General features: G+C 48.5%; 16 protein-coding genes and 1 riboswitch. Of the genes, 11 read left to right on the top strand and 5 right to left on the bottom strand.

Annotated elements, in window-relative coordinates; genetic code table 11:
- The first annotated feature begins 17 nt into the window (after positions 1-17).
- From V6Z81_01415 to V6Z81_01380, 8 genes are all read left to right on the top strand, one after another.
- On the top strand, positions 18-545 hold the full coding sequence (locus V6Z81_01415) for a DciA family protein (GenBank protein MEG9861156.1): 528 nt from the start codon (positions 18-20) through the stop codon (positions 543-545).
- Positions 546-599: 54 nt separating this feature from the next.
- A complete protein-coding gene (locus tag V6Z81_01410) occupies positions 600-1328 on the top strand; it encodes a DsbA family protein (protein ID MEG9861155.1) in 729 nt (242 codons plus the stop codon).
- Between the two features lie 39 nt (positions 1329-1367).
- Positions 1368-4811, top strand: a complete 3444-nt coding sequence (gene smc / locus V6Z81_01405) for a chromosome segregation protein SMC (GenBank protein ID MEG9861154.1) — start codon at positions 1368-1370, stop codon at positions 4809-4811.
- A 153-nt stretch (positions 4812-4964) separates the two neighbouring features.
- A complete protein-coding gene (locus V6Z81_01400; GenBank protein MEG9861153.1) occupies positions 4965-5372 on the top strand; it encodes an AtpZ/AtpI family protein in 408 nt (135 codons plus the stop codon).
- Entirely contained in the window at positions 5373-6164 is a 792-nt protein-coding gene (locus V6Z81_01395; protein ID MEG9861152.1) for a F0F1 ATP synthase subunit A, read from the top strand.
- A 55-nt stretch (positions 6165-6219) separates the two neighbouring features.
- Entirely contained in the window at positions 6220-6447 is a 228-nt protein-coding gene (locus V6Z81_01390) for a F0F1 ATP synthase subunit C (GenBank protein ID MEG9861151.1), read from the top strand.
- Between the two features lie 12 nt (positions 6448-6459).
- Positions 6460-6975, top strand: coding sequence for a hypothetical protein (locus V6Z81_01385; protein ID MEG9861150.1), 516 nt, complete (start codon positions 6460-6462; stop codon positions 6973-6975).
- Complete coding sequence (locus V6Z81_01380) at positions 6962-7450, top strand: hypothetical protein (GenBank protein ID MEG9861149.1); 489 nt, start codon at positions 6962-6964, stop codon at positions 7448-7450. The genes V6Z81_01385 and V6Z81_01380 overlap by 14 nt, the downstream gene beginning before the upstream one ends.
- 28 nt (positions 7451-7478) lie before the next feature.
- Here V6Z81_01380 and gcvPB read toward each other — a convergent pair whose 3' ends face one another.
- Genes gcvPB through gcvT form a run of 4 tightly spaced genes read right to left on the bottom strand, consistent with a single transcriptional unit; the run spans position 7479 to position 12003 of the window.
- Positions 7479-8999 carry an aminomethyl-transferring glycine dehydrogenase subunit GcvPB gene (gene gcvPB / locus V6Z81_01375; protein ID MEG9861148.1) on the bottom strand — a complete coding sequence of 507 codons (1521 nt, stop codon included), beginning with the start codon at positions 8997-8999 and terminating at the stop codon, positions 7479-7481.
- Entirely contained in the window at positions 8992-10374 is a 1383-nt protein-coding gene (gcvPA, locus tag V6Z81_01370; protein ID MEG9861147.1) for an aminomethyl-transferring glycine dehydrogenase subunit GcvPA, read from the bottom strand. The genes gcvPB and gcvPA overlap by 8 nt, the downstream gene beginning before the upstream one ends.
- The gene (gene gcvH / locus V6Z81_01365; protein ID MEG9861146.1) at positions 10374-10751 is read right to left on the bottom strand and encodes a glycine cleavage system protein GcvH; all 378 of its coding nucleotides are present in this window, start codon (positions 10749-10751) and stop codon (positions 10374-10376) included. The genes gcvPA and gcvH overlap by 1 nt, the downstream gene beginning before the upstream one ends.
- A gap of 43 nt (positions 10752-10794) precedes the next feature.
- Entirely contained in the window at positions 10795-12003 is a 1209-nt protein-coding gene (gene gcvT, locus V6Z81_01360) for a glycine cleavage system aminomethyltransferase GcvT (GenBank protein MEG9861145.1), read from the bottom strand.
- A gap of 183 nt (positions 12004-12186) precedes the next feature.
- Positions 12187-12293: riboswitch (glycine riboswitch) on the bottom strand.
- Positions 12294-12390: 97 nt separating this feature from the next.
- Here gcvT and ispH point away from each other — a divergent pair.
- The 3 genes from ispH to rnhA are packed head-to-tail and all read left to right on the top strand — an operon-like array spanning position 12391 to position 14829.
- Positions 12391-13434, top strand: a complete 1044-nt coding sequence (ispH, locus tag V6Z81_01355) for a 4-hydroxy-3-methylbut-2-enyl diphosphate reductase (GenBank protein ID MEG9861144.1) — start codon at positions 12391-12393, stop codon at positions 13432-13434.
- A complete protein-coding gene (locus V6Z81_01350; protein MEG9861143.1) occupies positions 13418-14386 on the top strand; it encodes a homoserine kinase in 969 nt (322 codons plus the stop codon). Before ispH ends, V6Z81_01350 begins: the two co-directional genes overlap by 17 nt.
- Positions 14383-14829, top strand: a complete 447-nt coding sequence (gene rnhA / locus V6Z81_01345) for a ribonuclease HI (protein ID MEG9861142.1) — start codon at positions 14383-14385, stop codon at positions 14827-14829. The genes V6Z81_01350 and rnhA overlap by 4 nt, the downstream gene beginning before the upstream one ends.
- A 4-nt stretch (positions 14830-14833) precedes the next feature.
- On the opposite strand, the gene V6Z81_01340 is transcribed toward rnhA, so the two are convergent.
- Positions 14834-15322 (bottom strand): peroxiredoxin, encoded by a 489-nt coding sequence (locus tag V6Z81_01340; GenBank protein ID MEG9861141.1) that lies wholly within the window; start codon positions 15320-15322, stop codon positions 14834-14836.
- Between the last annotated feature and the right edge of the window lie 130 nt (positions 15323-15452).

Genomic DNA, 15452 nt, shown 5'->3' with positions numbered 1-15452 from the left:
ACACACACACCGCTCTCATGAAAAGCCTGACACCATACCCTAGACCTACAACGATGCGCTCTGTCACTCTATCTCTTACCCCTGTCGTCCGGCGGATCTTTCGTCGCCACGGCTTTACCCACACCAGCCTGTTGACCCATTGGGCGGAATTGGTGGGCCCAGAGATAGCCGCTCTCGCCCAACCTGAGTCTCTACACCAAGATAAGCATAATGGTGGTTCTGTTCTCGTGATTCGGGTCAGTGGAGCCGCCGCTGTCCTCATTCAACACGATACCCCCCGACTCATCGCCCGCATTAATGCCGTATGCGGCCCAGACACCGTTACCCGTCTACACTGTGTTCAAGGTGCACCGCTGCCTGTTTCTCCCCTACGAATTACTCAAAAAAAATGCAAAAAAATAACCTCCAACCCCCCTTCCCATAGAGAAGGCGCCCAGCTGGATTCATCTCTGGAAAACATTTCAAATCTTGGCTTACGAGAAAACCTCAAACGGATAGGTCAACATATTATGGATAGCGCCCTCAGGCCCCCAAGCTCTCCTTGATAGAGGAGCGTATGACACATTATAATCAATACATATCGCGGAGGATGAAGGAACATGATACAAAATAGGCGATACATCATCATAGGTCTTATTGTAATTGCCGTTCTAATCGCTGGATGGGCGGTATGGGCGAGCGTATATTTTTCACCTTCAATCTCCCTACAGAACAGTCCTTCTTCTGGAAATGGAATAGCTCAGGTCATTAGCACTAGCACCAGCCCACTTGAGACTCCTGGCCCCTTGGGAGATGCCGTATTAGGCGCTGATGATGCTCCCGTTACCATGGTGGAATATGCATCTTTGACCTGTCCTCATTGTGGCGAATTTCACATGCGTACCCTTCCTCTAATTAAAGAAAAATACATTGATACCGGCAAGGTTCGTCTGGTCTTTCGGGAGTATCCTTTTGATCCGTTAGCTACGGCAGGGTTTATAGTAGCACTGTGCGCTGGAGAGGAGCGCTACTTTGGCTTTATTGACCTACTGTTTTCTCAACAAAATGAGTGGATGAACTCCGTACAGCCGATGGCTAGTCTTGAATCTCTAGCACGACAGGGCGGATTTAACGCTGAAGAGTTTCGGGCTTGTTTGAAAGATGAAACTCTTCTGTCTCACGTTCGAGATGTACAAGGACGGGGTCAGAGAGAGTTGGAGGTTCGCTCAACGCCCACCTTTTTTATTAACGGAGAGAAAGTACAAGGCAATCGTCCATATAAAGAGTTAGAGGCTATCATTGAGCAACATCTCCCTGAAGACATGCGGGATACTTCTGATGGGGATTAGCGAGACGATGACGGAACCCCAAATAACGGCGGAGTCGTTGTGCATTTCACACAACTGAGGTTGGCGGGCTTCAAATCTTTTGTTGAACCGGTTGATCTGGATATTCTACCGGGATTGACAGGTATTGTTGGTCCTAATGGGTGCGGTAAATCTAATCTTCTGGAAGCGTTGCGCTGGGTTATGGGTGAGTCGTCTATTAAGAGCATGCGCGCAGCAGCCATGGAAGATGTTATTTTTTCCGGCACGGCAGGTCGTCCAACTCGCAACCTAGCACAAGTGACGCTTGTTATTGACAACAGCACTCGCACCGCCCCTGCCGCTTGGAACGAAGAAGAAGTTCTAGAGGTTACCCGATTTATTGAGCGAGGTGGCGGATCGGCTTATCGTATCAATGGTCGTGATGTACGCGCCCGTGATGTGCGGATGTTTTTTGCAGATATCGCCTCAGGCTCGCATTCTCCAGCGTTTGTACGGCAAGGACGTATTACGGAAATAATCACCGCTAAGCCAACAGCGCGCCGTCATATTCTTGAGGAAGCCGCCGGTATCACTGGTCTTTATACCCGTCGTCATGAAGCGGAACTCAGATTAAAAGCGGCGGAAACCAATCTTTTGCGTCTTGATGACGTTATAAATCAGATAAAAACCCAACTTGCCAATCTCAAAAAACAAGCGAGACAAGCAACACGTTATCGGAATATTTCTTCTCACATTCGGCGCGATGAAGCCATAGTGTTTTATCTCAAATGGACAGACGCACAAGAGACGCTATCATCTACCATTCAGCGCCTGAATGATATTGATGCGGTCCTCGTAACCCATACCAGAGCGGCTGCACAGGCCTCAACAGCTCTAGAGAAGGCTGATGCTACCTTGCAACCTCTCCACATGGCAGAGGCAGAAGCCGCCGCCGCTCTACATAGATTATCTGCCGAAGAAGATAATCTTAAAGCAGAAAAGAGGCGGGTGAACGAGCAACTGGAGCAATTAGCCGAGTTCATTCGGCAAACCAGCGAAGACCGCGAGCGAGATAAAGCTGCCATAACGGAGGCGCAACATATGATTCAACAGTTGGCAGAAGAGAAGGTCAATCTTGAGCAAGCACAAGCGAGTCATATCGATAAATTGCAAAAAGCTGAAAGCACTTTTGAGGCTGCCCGAACCGCTCTTATGCGGGAGCAAACTGATCTTGACGAAATCACATCAACTGTAGCGCAGCATCAAGCCCGCAGCACCTCTCTCTCTCATCAAGAGGAGGAACTCCGCGCCCGCTATGAACGTCTTCAACAACAACAAAGAGAGACGGAAACTGAAAAAGCCACCCTTAGCCCTCTTGTTAGAGACATATCCTATGAAGGAGAGGCCATACATTTGGCAGGGAGTATCTCTGCTGAGGCACGAGAAGAAGCAGAGCGCGCTATCCAAGAGACTAAAGAAGCCTTAACTCAAGCACGACAAGCACAAGAACAAGCCAGAGAGAAACTCAGCACAGCAGAGCGCAACAGTACTGCCCTTACCGCCGAGATTAACACTCTCCAACGCCTCCTTGTAGCAGGGTCATCAGACAATGCCTCACCTTTGTCCAATGCTGTCACCCCCCTCCCAGGTTACGAAACAGCCCTATGGGCTGCTTTAGGCGAAACACTTGAGGCTTCGTTGGATATCAGCGCCCCAGCCCATTGGCGAGAGATGCCCACCGACCCTTCCTCAATACCGCCCCTACCAGAAGGTGCAACACCTATATCAGAGTACATCACAGCTCCCCCTGCTCTAGCACGTTACCTTGCCTATACTGGATTGGTCCCACGAGAAATCGGAGTACACTTGCAAACCCAACTCTACCCAGGCCAACGCCTGGTATCACAGGAAGGCGATTTATGGTGCTGGGATGGATATACCGCCAACATGAATGCATCCTCCCATAGTGTACAACGTATTGTAGCGCGTAATCGCCTAGACGCGCTGACAAATTCCCTAGCAGAGCAAAACAAAACCACAGAAAAAAACCGACATGCAGCACAAGAAGCCAACGATCACGAAAATGCCTGTTATAACGCTTGGAGCGCAGCTATAAATAATTTATCACACCTACAAAAAGCTAAAAGCAACGCTCTTGAAAAGTACAATGAGCAACAATCGCGCCTAGCAGCTCTTGATGATATGGCAAAGTGGTTGGCGTCAGAAATTAAAACAGTTCAAACAGCACTGGCCACTGTGAATCAGGAGCGGAAGACTCTTCCAGATGTTGAACAAATGAAACAATACTTAGACGTCAAGAAGATTGCAATTGACGAGCGCCGTCAGGCCCTAACAGAGGCACAAGGATCTCATGATATTTTGCACCATCAGGCAAACCGTCACACTGAGCAACAGGCGGGGTTGGCTCGCAATATGGAGATATGGGAACGGCGACTTTCTGATGCAATCCAGCACAGGGATATTCTTCAAACTCGCCTTGAGGAAAGCCAGCGCACTCAAGAGCAAGTGAAATCTGTCCCACAAGAAATCACTGAGCGTCGCGAACGTCTTATAGAGCAAACAGAAATTGCAGAAGTGAATCGGCGGGAAATCGCGGATAAGTTAGCCATTGCTGAAAAAAATCGCGCCGCATCCGATGCCCGCGCCAAAGAAACCGCCAATACCCTCAGCGTGACTAGAGAAGAACGGGCACGAGAGGGAGCGCTCGTTGAAGGGGCAAAAGAACGGGTCAACGAAATAACTCTGCGCATTCAGGAAAGCCTTAGCTGTCAACCGGAATCTCTGTTAACGGCAGGGGGCGTTAAGACAAACGAAAGGCTACCTTCTATCGAGCAGGCAGAAGCGCGTTTGGAACGCCTTAAACGGGAGCGAGAAAATCTAGGTGGAGTAAACTTACGCGCTGATGAAGAAACCGAAGCCTTGTCAGAGCAACTCACCACCCTTACCACAGAACGCACCGACCTTGAGGAAGCTATAAGTAGTTTGCGCAAGGGTATTAACCGGCTGAACAGAGAAAGTCGGATGAGACTTTTGGCAGCATTTGATGAGGTCAATGAAAACTTCCAGCACTTATTTTCTCACTTATTTAGTGGCGGAGTAGCACGGCTAGAGTTAGTTGAGTCTGACGACCCCCTCGAGGCCGGTCTTGAAATTATGGCACGGCCACCGGGCAAGCGATTGCAATCTCTCTCATTGCTATCGGGTGGAGAGCAGAGTTTAACAGCGCTAGCGCTGATTTTTGCTGTCTTTTTGACCAATCCGTCGCCAATCTGTGTTTTGGACGAGGCCGATGCTGCCCTTGATGATGCTAATGTTGAACGTTTTTGCACTTTGATAAACCAAATGGTAGAGCGCACCCCCACGCGATTTCTTGTTGTTACCCATCATCCTTTGACTATGGCACGGACATCCAGACTGTTTGGAGTCACTATGCAGGAGCGTGGAGTAAGCCAGTTGGTCTCAGTTGACCTTAATATCGCCGAGCAGTTTTTAGAAACTGGATAAGACTCAAAGGACCTGTTTATCTCCCCCTTGTTCTTTTCTACCCCTTGACAGAATCCGGAAATGACACTAGGGTTTAGGGCGATTTCCGGGGACACATTAAAGATTCGGGGATATCGCAAAAGTAAACCGCAACCAAACAGATAATCTGTCATCATGCCGGAAACACGCAACCCGGAAATGGATAATCCGTCAGGAGTAGATAACTCCGATTTTGACAATCGCCTGCACAGCGCCTTGAACACCCAAGGAGCACAGAGAGTAAAATCTGCTGACGTACGCCCCCCTGCATCAAGACGCGCTGTAGGGACAGCCTTTCGGCTTAGTAGCGAACTGGTAGCTGGACCCGTTGTTGGTACAGCCATCGGGTGGTTTTTGGACAGATGGCTTAACACTGCACCCCTTCTTATTATGATCTTTTTTTTTCTTGGAGTCGTTGCCGGAATTCTTAATGTCATGCGCACTGCACGAGAAGTCAATCAAGAACTCAGTAAAGACTCACAACAAGATGCTGTAGACTCTGTAAAAAATGCCATCCCCAATAAACCAAGAAGGGGACTCTAAATGTCAGACACAGCACAACAAACAGCTATATCCCCGAATATCTTACAAAAAGATATGGGTGGATTTGATGTTGACCCCATGCATCAATTTGAAGTCCACCGGATTATCCCCATAGAAATTGGCTCTCTTGATGCTTCCTTCACCAATTCCAGCCTGTGGATGTTGCTGGTCACAGGGCTCGTGAGCCTATTTACCATCTCAGCTATGCGGGGACGCTCTTTTGTTCCCGGACGACTACAATCGGTTGCTGAATTATCCTACGAATTCATTGCCAATATGCTGCGCCAAAATGTGGGCCATGAGGGACAACGCTACTTTCCCTTTATCTACACGCTTTTCATGTTCATCCTGTTTTCAAACATGCTAGGCATGCTGCCCTACTCCTTCACCGTAACAAGCCATATTGTTGTCACCTTCGCCCTTGCCGCCTTTATCTTCATCGGCGTAACTGTCATTGGGTTTGCTCGCCATGGCATACGATTCTTGGAGTTCTTCGTACCTAAAGGAGTCCCTGTAGCCCTATTACCCCTGCTGGTGGTTATTGAAGTCATCTCATATCTCACACGTCCCATTAGCCTGTCCGTGCGACTATTCGCCAATGTCATGGCCGGACACACAATGCTGAAAGTATTTGCAGGCTTCGTTGTCGCCATGGGCCTGTTGGGAGGATGGCTACCCTTGGGCTTTATGGTAGCCTTCACCGGACTTGAGATTTTAATCGCCTTCCTTCAAGCCTACGTCTTTGCTATTCTCACCTGCATTTATCTCAATGATGCATTGCACATGCACTAACCTACAACAAAACGGGCACCCTAGCCCTTAACTTCTAAAAACTAAGGAAACTCAAATGGAACCAGAAGCAGCAAAATTAATCGGCGCAGGTATTGCGTGTGTGGCCCTTGCAGGCGCAGGCGTGGGCATCGGCACTATATTTGGTAACTACCTCAGTGGTGCCTTGCGTAACCCTTCTGCAGCACAAGCACAATTCCCCAACCTTCTGTTAGGCTTTGCTCTAACGGAGGCAACTGGTCTCTTCGGTCTTGTGGTAGCGCTCATTCTACTGTTCGTCATCTAACAAGGGTATCTCATGCCACAGCTAGATTTTTCCACTTATACACCCCAGCTCATTTGGCTCGCCATCAGTTTTGGCCTGCTTTATCTGATTATGGCACGTGTTGCTCTGCCACGTATTGCAACAGCCATTGAAGAGCGGCGAGATAAAATTGCAGACAACCTTGATCAGGCGGTTCAACTACGCCGTCAAGCTGATGAAGTTGTGCAACAGTATGAGATAGCTCTTGATGAGGCCCGCAGACGCACCCACATTATAGCACGGGAGACACGAGAACAGTTACACAGTGAAACAGAAACTCACCGACTTCGCATTGAAACGGAACTAGCCAAAAAAATTGCGACCGCAGAAGTGCACATTACAGCAAGCCACACGAAAGCCCTACAACACGTGCGGAGTATTACATTAGAAGCTACCTCAAACATTGTAAAGCAAATTATGGGCCACTCGCCCGACAGCCAAAGATTGATATCTGCCGTTGAAGGAGCATTAGAACGCAATTCGGAGGATATGTCTCGTGGCACTGTTTAATGCTGACTTTTGGGTTCTAATTAGCTTTCTTGGATTTGTTGGCCTTGTGTTTTACTTCAAAGTTCCTGCGAGGGTTATATCGGCCCTTGATGATCGTAGTGCTGCCATTGCCCACGAACTTGAAGAAGCGCAGAAACTGCGAGAAGAGGCACAGAGGATACTGGCCCAACATCAACGTCGCCAACAAGATGAAACCAAAGAAATAAACAACATATTAGAGCAAGCCCACGCAGAGGCTGAACGGTTAGCTATGGAAATACGCAGTGCCATGATTCAACGTATGGAGAGGCGTACCAAAATGGCCGAAGATAAAATCAAGCAAGCAGAGCGACATGCTTTGGCTGATATTCATGCTCTAGTGGCCTCCACCACCATTGATGCCACCAAAGACATAGTCGAAAAAAAAATGTCTTCTGACCAAACCGATGCTTACATTAACGAAGGCGCTCAGGAACTACGTAGCGCACTGCGTTAATTTCACGTATTACAAGCTCTTTTAAGCATTACAAGCGTTTATGCCATCTCAAGACTGGATTGCGTGCCGCCGCCGTATCATCCAAACGCCGTCGTGGAGCATAAACTGGAGCTTTGGTGAATAAATCCTTCTTTCCAGATTGTACAATAGAGGCCAAGTGACGCATTGTATCAATAAACAAATCAAGAGACGCACGCGACTCACTTTCTGTTGGCTCCACCAACATTGCACCAGACACCGTTAGGGGAAAATAAATCGTCATAGGATGATAACCTTCATCAATCATAGCTTTAGCAAAATCTAGGGTTTCTATATCGTAGGCTTTCAAAAAACGATCATCAAATATGGCCTCATGCATGCATGGCCCCTCAAAGGGCGTAGTCATAACATCTTGTAAGCGGCTCATAATATAGTTCGCGTTCAAAACAGCATCTTCTGCTACTTGACGCAAACCATCGGCCCCGTGGCTCATCAACCATGCCATAGCCCGCACAAACATGCCCATTTGGCCGTGAAATCCTGCAAGACGGCCAAAGGGCATAGATTCCCCTGCGTCTTCTATTTGCTCCACAAGCTTATATCCGTTGTTGTCTCGTATCACAAAAGGTACCGGAATATAGGGAGTTAACGCCTCTGAAAAGACTACCGGCCCCGATCCCGGCCCGCCACCGCCATGAGGAGTAGAGCAAGACTTGTGCAGATTAAGGTGCATAGCATCTACCCCCAAATCGCTGGGCCGCACCTTACCAATCATAGCGTTAAAATTAGCTCCATCACAATAAAAATATCCCCCGATTTCATGTATATCATCCGCGATGCGCTTGCAATCCCGCTCAAACAATCCGCATGTATTGGGATTAGTCAACATAACGGCGGCTACACTCTTATCTACTTCTGCCCCGAATGCCTCAACATCCATCCGCCCATCGGGGGTGGTTGGGATGGCAGTAACATCAAAGCCCAGAAGAGCTGCCGTGGCCGGGTTGGTGCCATGAGCTGAATCAGCCACTAAAACTCGAGTGCGCGAAGAGCGCTCGCCACGTGCCTCCAACGCCGAGCCGATTGTCATCAAACCGCATAGTTCACCGTGTGCTCCTGCCTTAGGCGATAAAGCAATACCCGGCATACCAGTTAGTGTTTTCAACCAATGGGCTAACATGTCCATCAATGCCAATGCACCGGAAACCGTAGAGGTGGGTTGTAAAGGATGAATATCAGCAAAACCGTCCAATCGCGCCATTTTTTCGTTAAGGCGTGGATTGTGCTTCATCGTGCATGACCCAAGGGGAAAAATACCACTATCAATGGCGTAATTTTTCTGACTGAGGCGTACAAAATGACGCACCACATCCGGCTCTGATAAATCTGGCAAACCAATATTATCCTCGCGCTCAAGCTCACCCAAACGGGTGGTTTTCCCGTCTAGCACTTTGTCATCAATATCCACGCCGCCCCCGCTGGATTGACGTTCAAAAATAAGGGGCTCCTCCAACATCAACGCCCGATTACCCGTAAATGTTTTAGGGAGTGACAATATACCCTCAACCATGAGCGGCTCTTTCTTGTTGATTGACTTGAAGCACGGAGCGCAATCTATCGGCATAAATTTCACAATCTTCATCGCTGTTCATTTCGGTTGCAGCCACTATAATTTTATCCTTACACGCAAGCGCCCCTGGAAACAATCTTTCTCCAGGAATACCCCCAAAAATTTGCATACCAACCAGTGCTTCAATAATCTGCGCTCCATCCCCGGGCACTCTTAGAGTGAACTCGTTGAAAAAACTATCTGTCAAGACTTCAACATCAGGTACCTCCGCCAAACAGTCTGCTAAATGAACAGCCCGTGCATGATTAACGGCTGCAAGACGCTTAAATCCGATTTCTCCCAGAAGAGCCATATGAATGGTGAAAGCTAAGCAACACAAACCCGAGTTTGTGCAAATATTGCTTGTGGCCCGCTCTCGACGAATATGCTGCTCACGGGCCGAGAGTGTTAGCACAAACCCACGCTTACCCTCTTCATCAACAGTCTGACCACATAGACGACCCGGCATCTGGCGAACAAAACGCCCTTTGGTAGCAAACAAACCAAGGTAAGGACCACCGAACTGAAGGCTATTCCCTACAGATTGACCCTCGCCTACAACAATATCCGCCCCCATATCTCCAGGAGGCTTCACCAATCCCAAAGAGATAATTTCAGGGATTACGGCAATCAGCAAAGCGCCTTTTTCGTGAGCGGATTCTGCTAGGTTCGATAAATTCGTCAAACTGCCAAACACATTGGGAGTTTGCACAACAACGCAGGCTGTTTCATCGTCGACTAGATTAGCAAGAGCCGTTACATCTTCTGCAACACCATGGCAATCAGCACTTACAATCGTATGACCGCTAAAACGAGAAAGGGTTTCACAAACAGCCCGGTAATGAGGGTGTAATCCGCCCGACAGCACTGCCTTGGGACGGCGGGTTACGCGGTGGGCCATCAGCACAGCCTCGCTACAGGCCGTAGAGCCATCATACATGGATGCATTTGCTACCTCCATGCCGGTAATCATGGCGACTTGGGTTTGAAACTCAAACAGATAGTGCAAAGTACCCTGAGCAATTTCTGGCTGATAGGGTGTGTAAGCGGTCAAAAATTCAGAACGCTGAATCAGATGGTCAACACTGGCAGGTATATGGTGAAAATAAGCTCCCCCGCCAATAAAAAACGGCCAATTCCGCGCTGATATATTGCGGTCGGCTAGCTGGCCCAAAACACGCTCAACCTCCAACTCACTCATAGCATGAGGTAGGTCAACAAGCTCTTCAAGATGTGCCTCTGGTGGTACATCAACAAACAAATCATCCACAGAAGATACACCAATAACATCCAACATATCCCTGCGATCAGCATTTGTATGGGGCAGATAACGCATTATTCAAGACCAGCTAAGAAATCATCATAAGCTGCTTGGTCCATCAAAGAGTTCACCTCGCTACTATCCTCAAGGCATAATTTGAATATCCAGCCCGCACCTTGTGCTTCCTCGTTAATTATAGCTGGGTTTTCTTCCAACGCATCGTTGATGGCAATCACCTCACCAGAAACCGGTGCATAGATTTCACTTGCGGCTTTCACGGATTCAATGACCACTGCTTCCTCTCCGCCAGAGAAACGTCGTCCTACTTCCGGAAGTTCAACATAAACCACATCGCCCAATTTTTTTTGAGCATAATCAGATATACCAACAATTACAGTATCTCCCTCAACACGCACCCACTCATGTTGATTGGTATACTTTTCGTTACTCATAATCGCACCTCATTTCTCTTAGAATTTTTTTGCGTGTAAGAATTTACTTCTTGCCCCGATAATAATTGGGTTCAATAAACGGCATATCCACGATATGCCCTGCTCGCGCTTTATCTCGCACTATCAACCGAACGGCTGTCCCTACCTTCTGCCAACCATCCAGAACATATCCCATGGCAACAGGGCGACCAACGCTGGGGCCAAAGCCGCCGCTTGACACCACTCCAATGTCCTCTTCACCTGATCCTATGATGACAACACCTGATCGCGCCGGAGCACGCCCCTCTGGCACAATACCAACACGATGCCATCTAACACCTTTCTCTAATTGTTGGTGTATAATCTCCGCACCTAGATAGTTACCCTCCTCCCGCCGCCGTTTAGGCACAAATCGCATTAAACCGGCCTCTACAGGGCTTGTATTTTCGTCAATATCCTGACCCGAGAGACACAAGCCTGCCTCCAGACGCAATGAATCTCGTGCTCCCAAACCAATCGGCTCTACAGCCTCATGGGCCAATAAAGAGCGAGCCAAAGATTCCGCCCTATTAGAGACTACAGAAATCTCAAAACCATCTTCCCCCGTATACCCACATCGACTAACGCGATAACTCACCCCCTGCCATACAACATCCTGAACAGACATAAACGGCATCGTTTTCAAAGACGGCGCACCCATAAGGGTTGCTAGCACATCAACGGCCTCTGGCCCCTGCAAAGCCAAAAGAGCGCGGTCATCCTCCTTGATAAGTGCTACTCCCTCTACGTCAGAAAAAGCATGCTCCATAATGACCACGTCTTTCTCCTGAAACGCAGCATTGAGTACAAGATAGAGTGTGTCACTTGACGCACTATCGGTGACCTCCGGACGCGTTACCATCAAATCATCATAAATTCCACCATTTTCCTTCATCAAAAACGTATAGCGTAAACGGCCTGGTGCAAGCCCCACAATATCTCCCGGCGTTATCTGCTCCATGAGATGGTCAGCGCCAGAGGCTACCAACCGCACTTGCCCCATGTGAGAGATATCAAACAACCCCGCCCGTCTGCGAGTATGTATATGCTCCTCCATAACACCCATAGGATAATGCACTGGCATATCATAACCAGCAAACGGCGCCATAGAAGCTCCCAAAGCACAATGAAGGCCATGAAGCGGTGTACGCTTCAAATCGGCAACATCAACAACTGGTTGAATCTCAGTAGGTTGAGGTCCTATTCTTTTGTATATCGCATGTTGCTCACTCATTATTAGCATATCTCCACACAAATCCATGCGAACAGGTGCTCGTCCAGTCAGGCAATTATGCAATCACCTGCCTCCGTGCCCCCTCTGTCGTGGAACCTGAGAGACTGACGAGAGCGCTCTCAAGCGCTCCGCTTACCCCGTCGGTGAAGCCGATGAATACCGACTCGCTTTCCAGAGCGCCACATTCCCAACACGGTCCGGATGCCTGAGAGTTTCCGGGGCGGTTGCTCCTTCGGCGGCTACATCAGGCCCTTAGAAGAGCCTACGCTACTCTCTCCCGTGAAGAGTCCATGCGACCCGCCAATATTATAGCCGTTTTCGCTCATGTCAATTTCATTCTAGTGCCCACACGCCACAGATGAGACGAACGTAGCCAAATGGCTTATAATGCGTACAAACGAGATAACCTGCCCCAAATCCATGCCCTTAAATAGCTCTTCTCCCTTATCTTCTACCCCTGATAGCAAACCTCCTCTCACAATTATATTGGCGGCACCACGGGGTTTTTGCGCCGGTGTAGACCGCGCCATCCAGATTGTGGCAATCGCCTTGCAACGCTACGGTGCTCCTATTTATGTGCGCCATGAGATTGTGCATAACCGCCATGTTGTCAATCGGTTGGCAGAACATGGTGCGGTCTTTGTGGATACTCTAAATGAAGTCCCCGACGGAGGGCGGGTGGTATTTTCAGCCCATGGCGTGCCTAAGTCTGTGCCAGAAGAAGCCCGCGCCCGCGGATTATTCTTTGTAGATGCTACCTGCCCGTTGGTGTTCAAAGTACACATGGAAGCTATGCGTCATCACGAGGCGGGCCGCCATGTGATTTTAATTGGCCACGCTGGACATCCCGAAGTCATCGGAACCGTTGGTCATCTCCCCGAAGGTGCCATAACCCTGATTGAAGAGAGTACTACTGTAGCACAGTTGCCTTTTAAAGCTTCCGACTCTCTAGCCTATATCACTCAAACTACTCTGTCAGTGGATGACACTGCCGTCATTATTGACGCTCTGCAGCAACGCTTTCCCCATATCGCCGGACCACGACGAGAGGATATTTGCTACGCCACCTCCAACCGGCAAAATGCCGTTAAACATATTGCCCCTCAGGTGGACGTTTTTGTGGTGGCGGGATCCTCTAACTCATCCAATGCTCAGCGTCTGGTAGATGTAGCACTACAGGCGGGATGCACTAGCACATACCTTGTTCAAGATGAGACCAACCTTAACCAAGATTGGTTCAAAAATGTTAAACGCATCGGTCTTACCTCAGGGGCTTCAACACCAGAAATTATTGTTACAGATATCATTCAAAAATTGCGCGAATGGTTCGTGATAAACATTGACGAACAACAAATCACTGAAGAAACCATGCGCTTTAAACTCCCCTCTATCCTAACCCAACAGGTTGACGCTGATGGCCGTATACACTGAAGTAAGTAATGAGACACTGGTGCAGTTTCTAGCGGATTATGATATAGGCGCATTGTTATCCTTCAAGGGCATTACCGAGGGGATTGAGAACTCAAACTATCTGCTACGGACCGATCAGAAGTCTTATATTCTGACCCTATATGAAAAACGGGTACAGGAGAAGGATTTACCTTTTTTTCTCTCCTTGATGAACCATTTATCAGAGCGAGGTATCCATTGCCCGACACCTATAGGAAACCGTCACGGAGATGTTTGGGGTCACTTGGAGGGACGAGCGGCAGCCTTAGTGAGTTTCCTTGATGGTCTGTGGGTGCGCCATCCGCGCCCTGAACACTGTCAACAGGTGGGTAAGGTTCTTGCTTGTATTCATGATGAAGGTCAGAATTTTTCTCTACAACGTGAGAACACCCTTAACCTTCATATCTTGCAATCCTTGCTAGAAGCGGTTGGAAATGTTGATCATATCAAACCTCATCTAACGGTAGAACTGTACAAAGAACTAAACTACATTACCACCTGTTGGCCCAGTAATTTACCCCATGGGGTTATTCATGGGGATTTGTTTCCAGATAATGCATTTTTCACTCAGGGTGTATTATCAGGCGTTATTGATTTTTATTTCGCCTGTAACGATTTTCTGGCCTACGATATTGCCATCTGCATCAATGCATGGTGCTTTGAGGATAACTACGAATTCAATGCTGACTGTGCACGGGCATTGCTTTCTGGTTATCAAGAACGCCGCCCTCTTGAAGATTGCGAACGAAAAGCGTTACCCATATTGTGTCGAGGAAGCGCTATGCGCTTTCTCTTAACACGGCTTTATGATTGGATATTGGGTGATATTGGTGAAACTGCTTTGGTAAAACCGAAAGACCCTCTGGATTATCTCGCCCGAGTGCGCTTTCATCGCCGAGTTGAGAGCATTACGGCCTATGGTCTAGACCCATGACAGATGTTATTATGCATACGGATGGGGCGTGTTCTGGTAATCCAGGTCCCGGGGGGTGGGGTGTTGTGATGGAGCACAAAAAGCACTGTAGAGAACTTTCAGGAGGTGAGAAAGAAACCACTAATAATCGCATGGAACTCATGGCAGCAATTTGTGGTTTGGAGACCTTGAAGCATCCCTGTGCAGTAATTTTGGTAACTGATTCTGAGTATCTCCGTAACGGTATCACCCGCTGGATTACAAATTGGAAGCACAATAATTGGCGCACAGCCTCTAAAAAGCCTGTGAAGAATAAAGATTTATGGCAGAGGCTAGAGGCTGCCCTAGCCCCCCACGATGTAGATTGGCGTTGGGTGCGGGGGCATACAGGTGACCCTGGTAATGAACGCGCCGATAGTTTGGCGCATCAGGCTATGGAGCCTTTTATGGAGGAGTCCAAATAAGTTTTTAACCAAGCGCCTCCAACATGGCCTCTGCACCACTGGCATGGGCCTCTCCGGGGTTAGGCTCCAGATGCAAAGTTTTCATCACACCATCTTCTACAAGCATGGCATAGCGCTGGGAGCGCACTCCCATGCCAAAACTGCTGCCATCAAAATCAAGCCCTAAGGATTTGGTAAAATCACCATTACCATCCGCTAGCATCATGACCTTATTGTCCGCACCCAGCTGGTCTCCCCAAGCCCCCATAACAAATGCATCATTAACAGAAAGACATGCAATAGTATCAACGCCTCTGGCCTTGATATCAGCAGCATGACGAATAAATCCAGGCGCGTGCTGATTAGAACACGTCGGTGTAAATGCTCCCGGTAAGGCAAACAATACAACTTTTTTGCCACCAAACAAATCTGCTGTCCTAACAGGTCGTGGCCCTTCATCTGTCATGGTCATCAATGTAGATTCCGGAACCTTGTCACCTATTTTTATGGTCATGAAAAGTGTCTCCCTAATTTGCTCTGGCTTCTAATTCTTGTTCCGGTTACTCGTTGGCTTGACTATAGCCTACCTGCACCGTTTCGGAAAGCGCCCTCCGGCCCTCCCTCACCGTTATCGTGATTGTCTT

Source organism: Parvularculales bacterium (assembly GCA_036881865.1).
Lineage (GTDB): Bacteria > Pseudomonadota > Alphaproteobacteria > JAPOUT01 > JBAJNM01 > JBAJNM01.
This window is presented reverse-complemented; position numbering and strand designations above follow the sequence as displayed.

Coding starts and splice junctions, on each gene's coding strand:
- V6Z81_01415 (MEG9861156.1), top strand. CDS start 18: ATGAAAAGCCTGACACCATACCCTAGACCTACAACGATGCGCTCTGTC.
- V6Z81_01410 (MEG9861155.1), top strand. CDS start 600: ATGATACAAAATAGGCGATACATCATCATAGGTCTTATTGTAATTGCC.
- V6Z81_01400 (MEG9861153.1), top strand. CDS start 4,965: ATGCCGGAAACACGCAACCCGGAAATGGATAATCCGTCAGGAGTAGAT.
- V6Z81_01395 (MEG9861152.1), top strand. CDS start 5,373: ATGTCAGACACAGCACAACAAACAGCTATATCCCCGAATATCTTACAA.
- V6Z81_01390 (MEG9861151.1), top strand. CDS start 6,220: ATGGAACCAGAAGCAGCAAAATTAATCGGCGCAGGTATTGCGTGTGTG.
- V6Z81_01385 (MEG9861150.1), top strand. CDS start 6,460: ATGCCACAGCTAGATTTTTCCACTTATACACCCCAGCTCATTTGGCTC.
- gcvPB (MEG9861148.1), bottom strand. CDS start 8,999: ATGGTTGAGGGTATATTGTCACTCCCTAAAACATTTACGGGTAATCGG.
- gcvPA (MEG9861147.1), bottom strand. CDS start 10,374: ATGCGTTATCTGCCCCATACAAATGCTGATCGCAGGGATATGTTGGAT.
- gcvH (MEG9861146.1), bottom strand. CDS start 10,751: ATGAGTAACGAAAAGTATACCAATCAACATGAGTGGGTGCGTGTTGAG.
- gcvT (MEG9861145.1), bottom strand. CDS start 12,003: ATGAGTGAGCAACATGCGATATACAAAAGAATAGGACCTCAACCTACT.
- ispH (MEG9861144.1), top strand. CDS start 12,391: ATGCGTACAAACGAGATAACCTGCCCCAAATCCATGCCCTTAAATAGC.
- V6Z81_01350 (MEG9861143.1), top strand. CDS start 13,418: ATGGCCGTATACACTGAAGTAAGTAATGAGACACTGGTGCAGTTTCTA.
- rnhA (MEG9861142.1), top strand. CDS start 14,383: ATGACAGATGTTATTATGCATACGGATGGGGCGTGTTCTGGTAATCCA.
- V6Z81_01340 (MEG9861141.1), bottom strand. CDS start 15,322: ATGACCATAAAAATAGGTGACAAGGTTCCGGAATCTACATTGATGACC.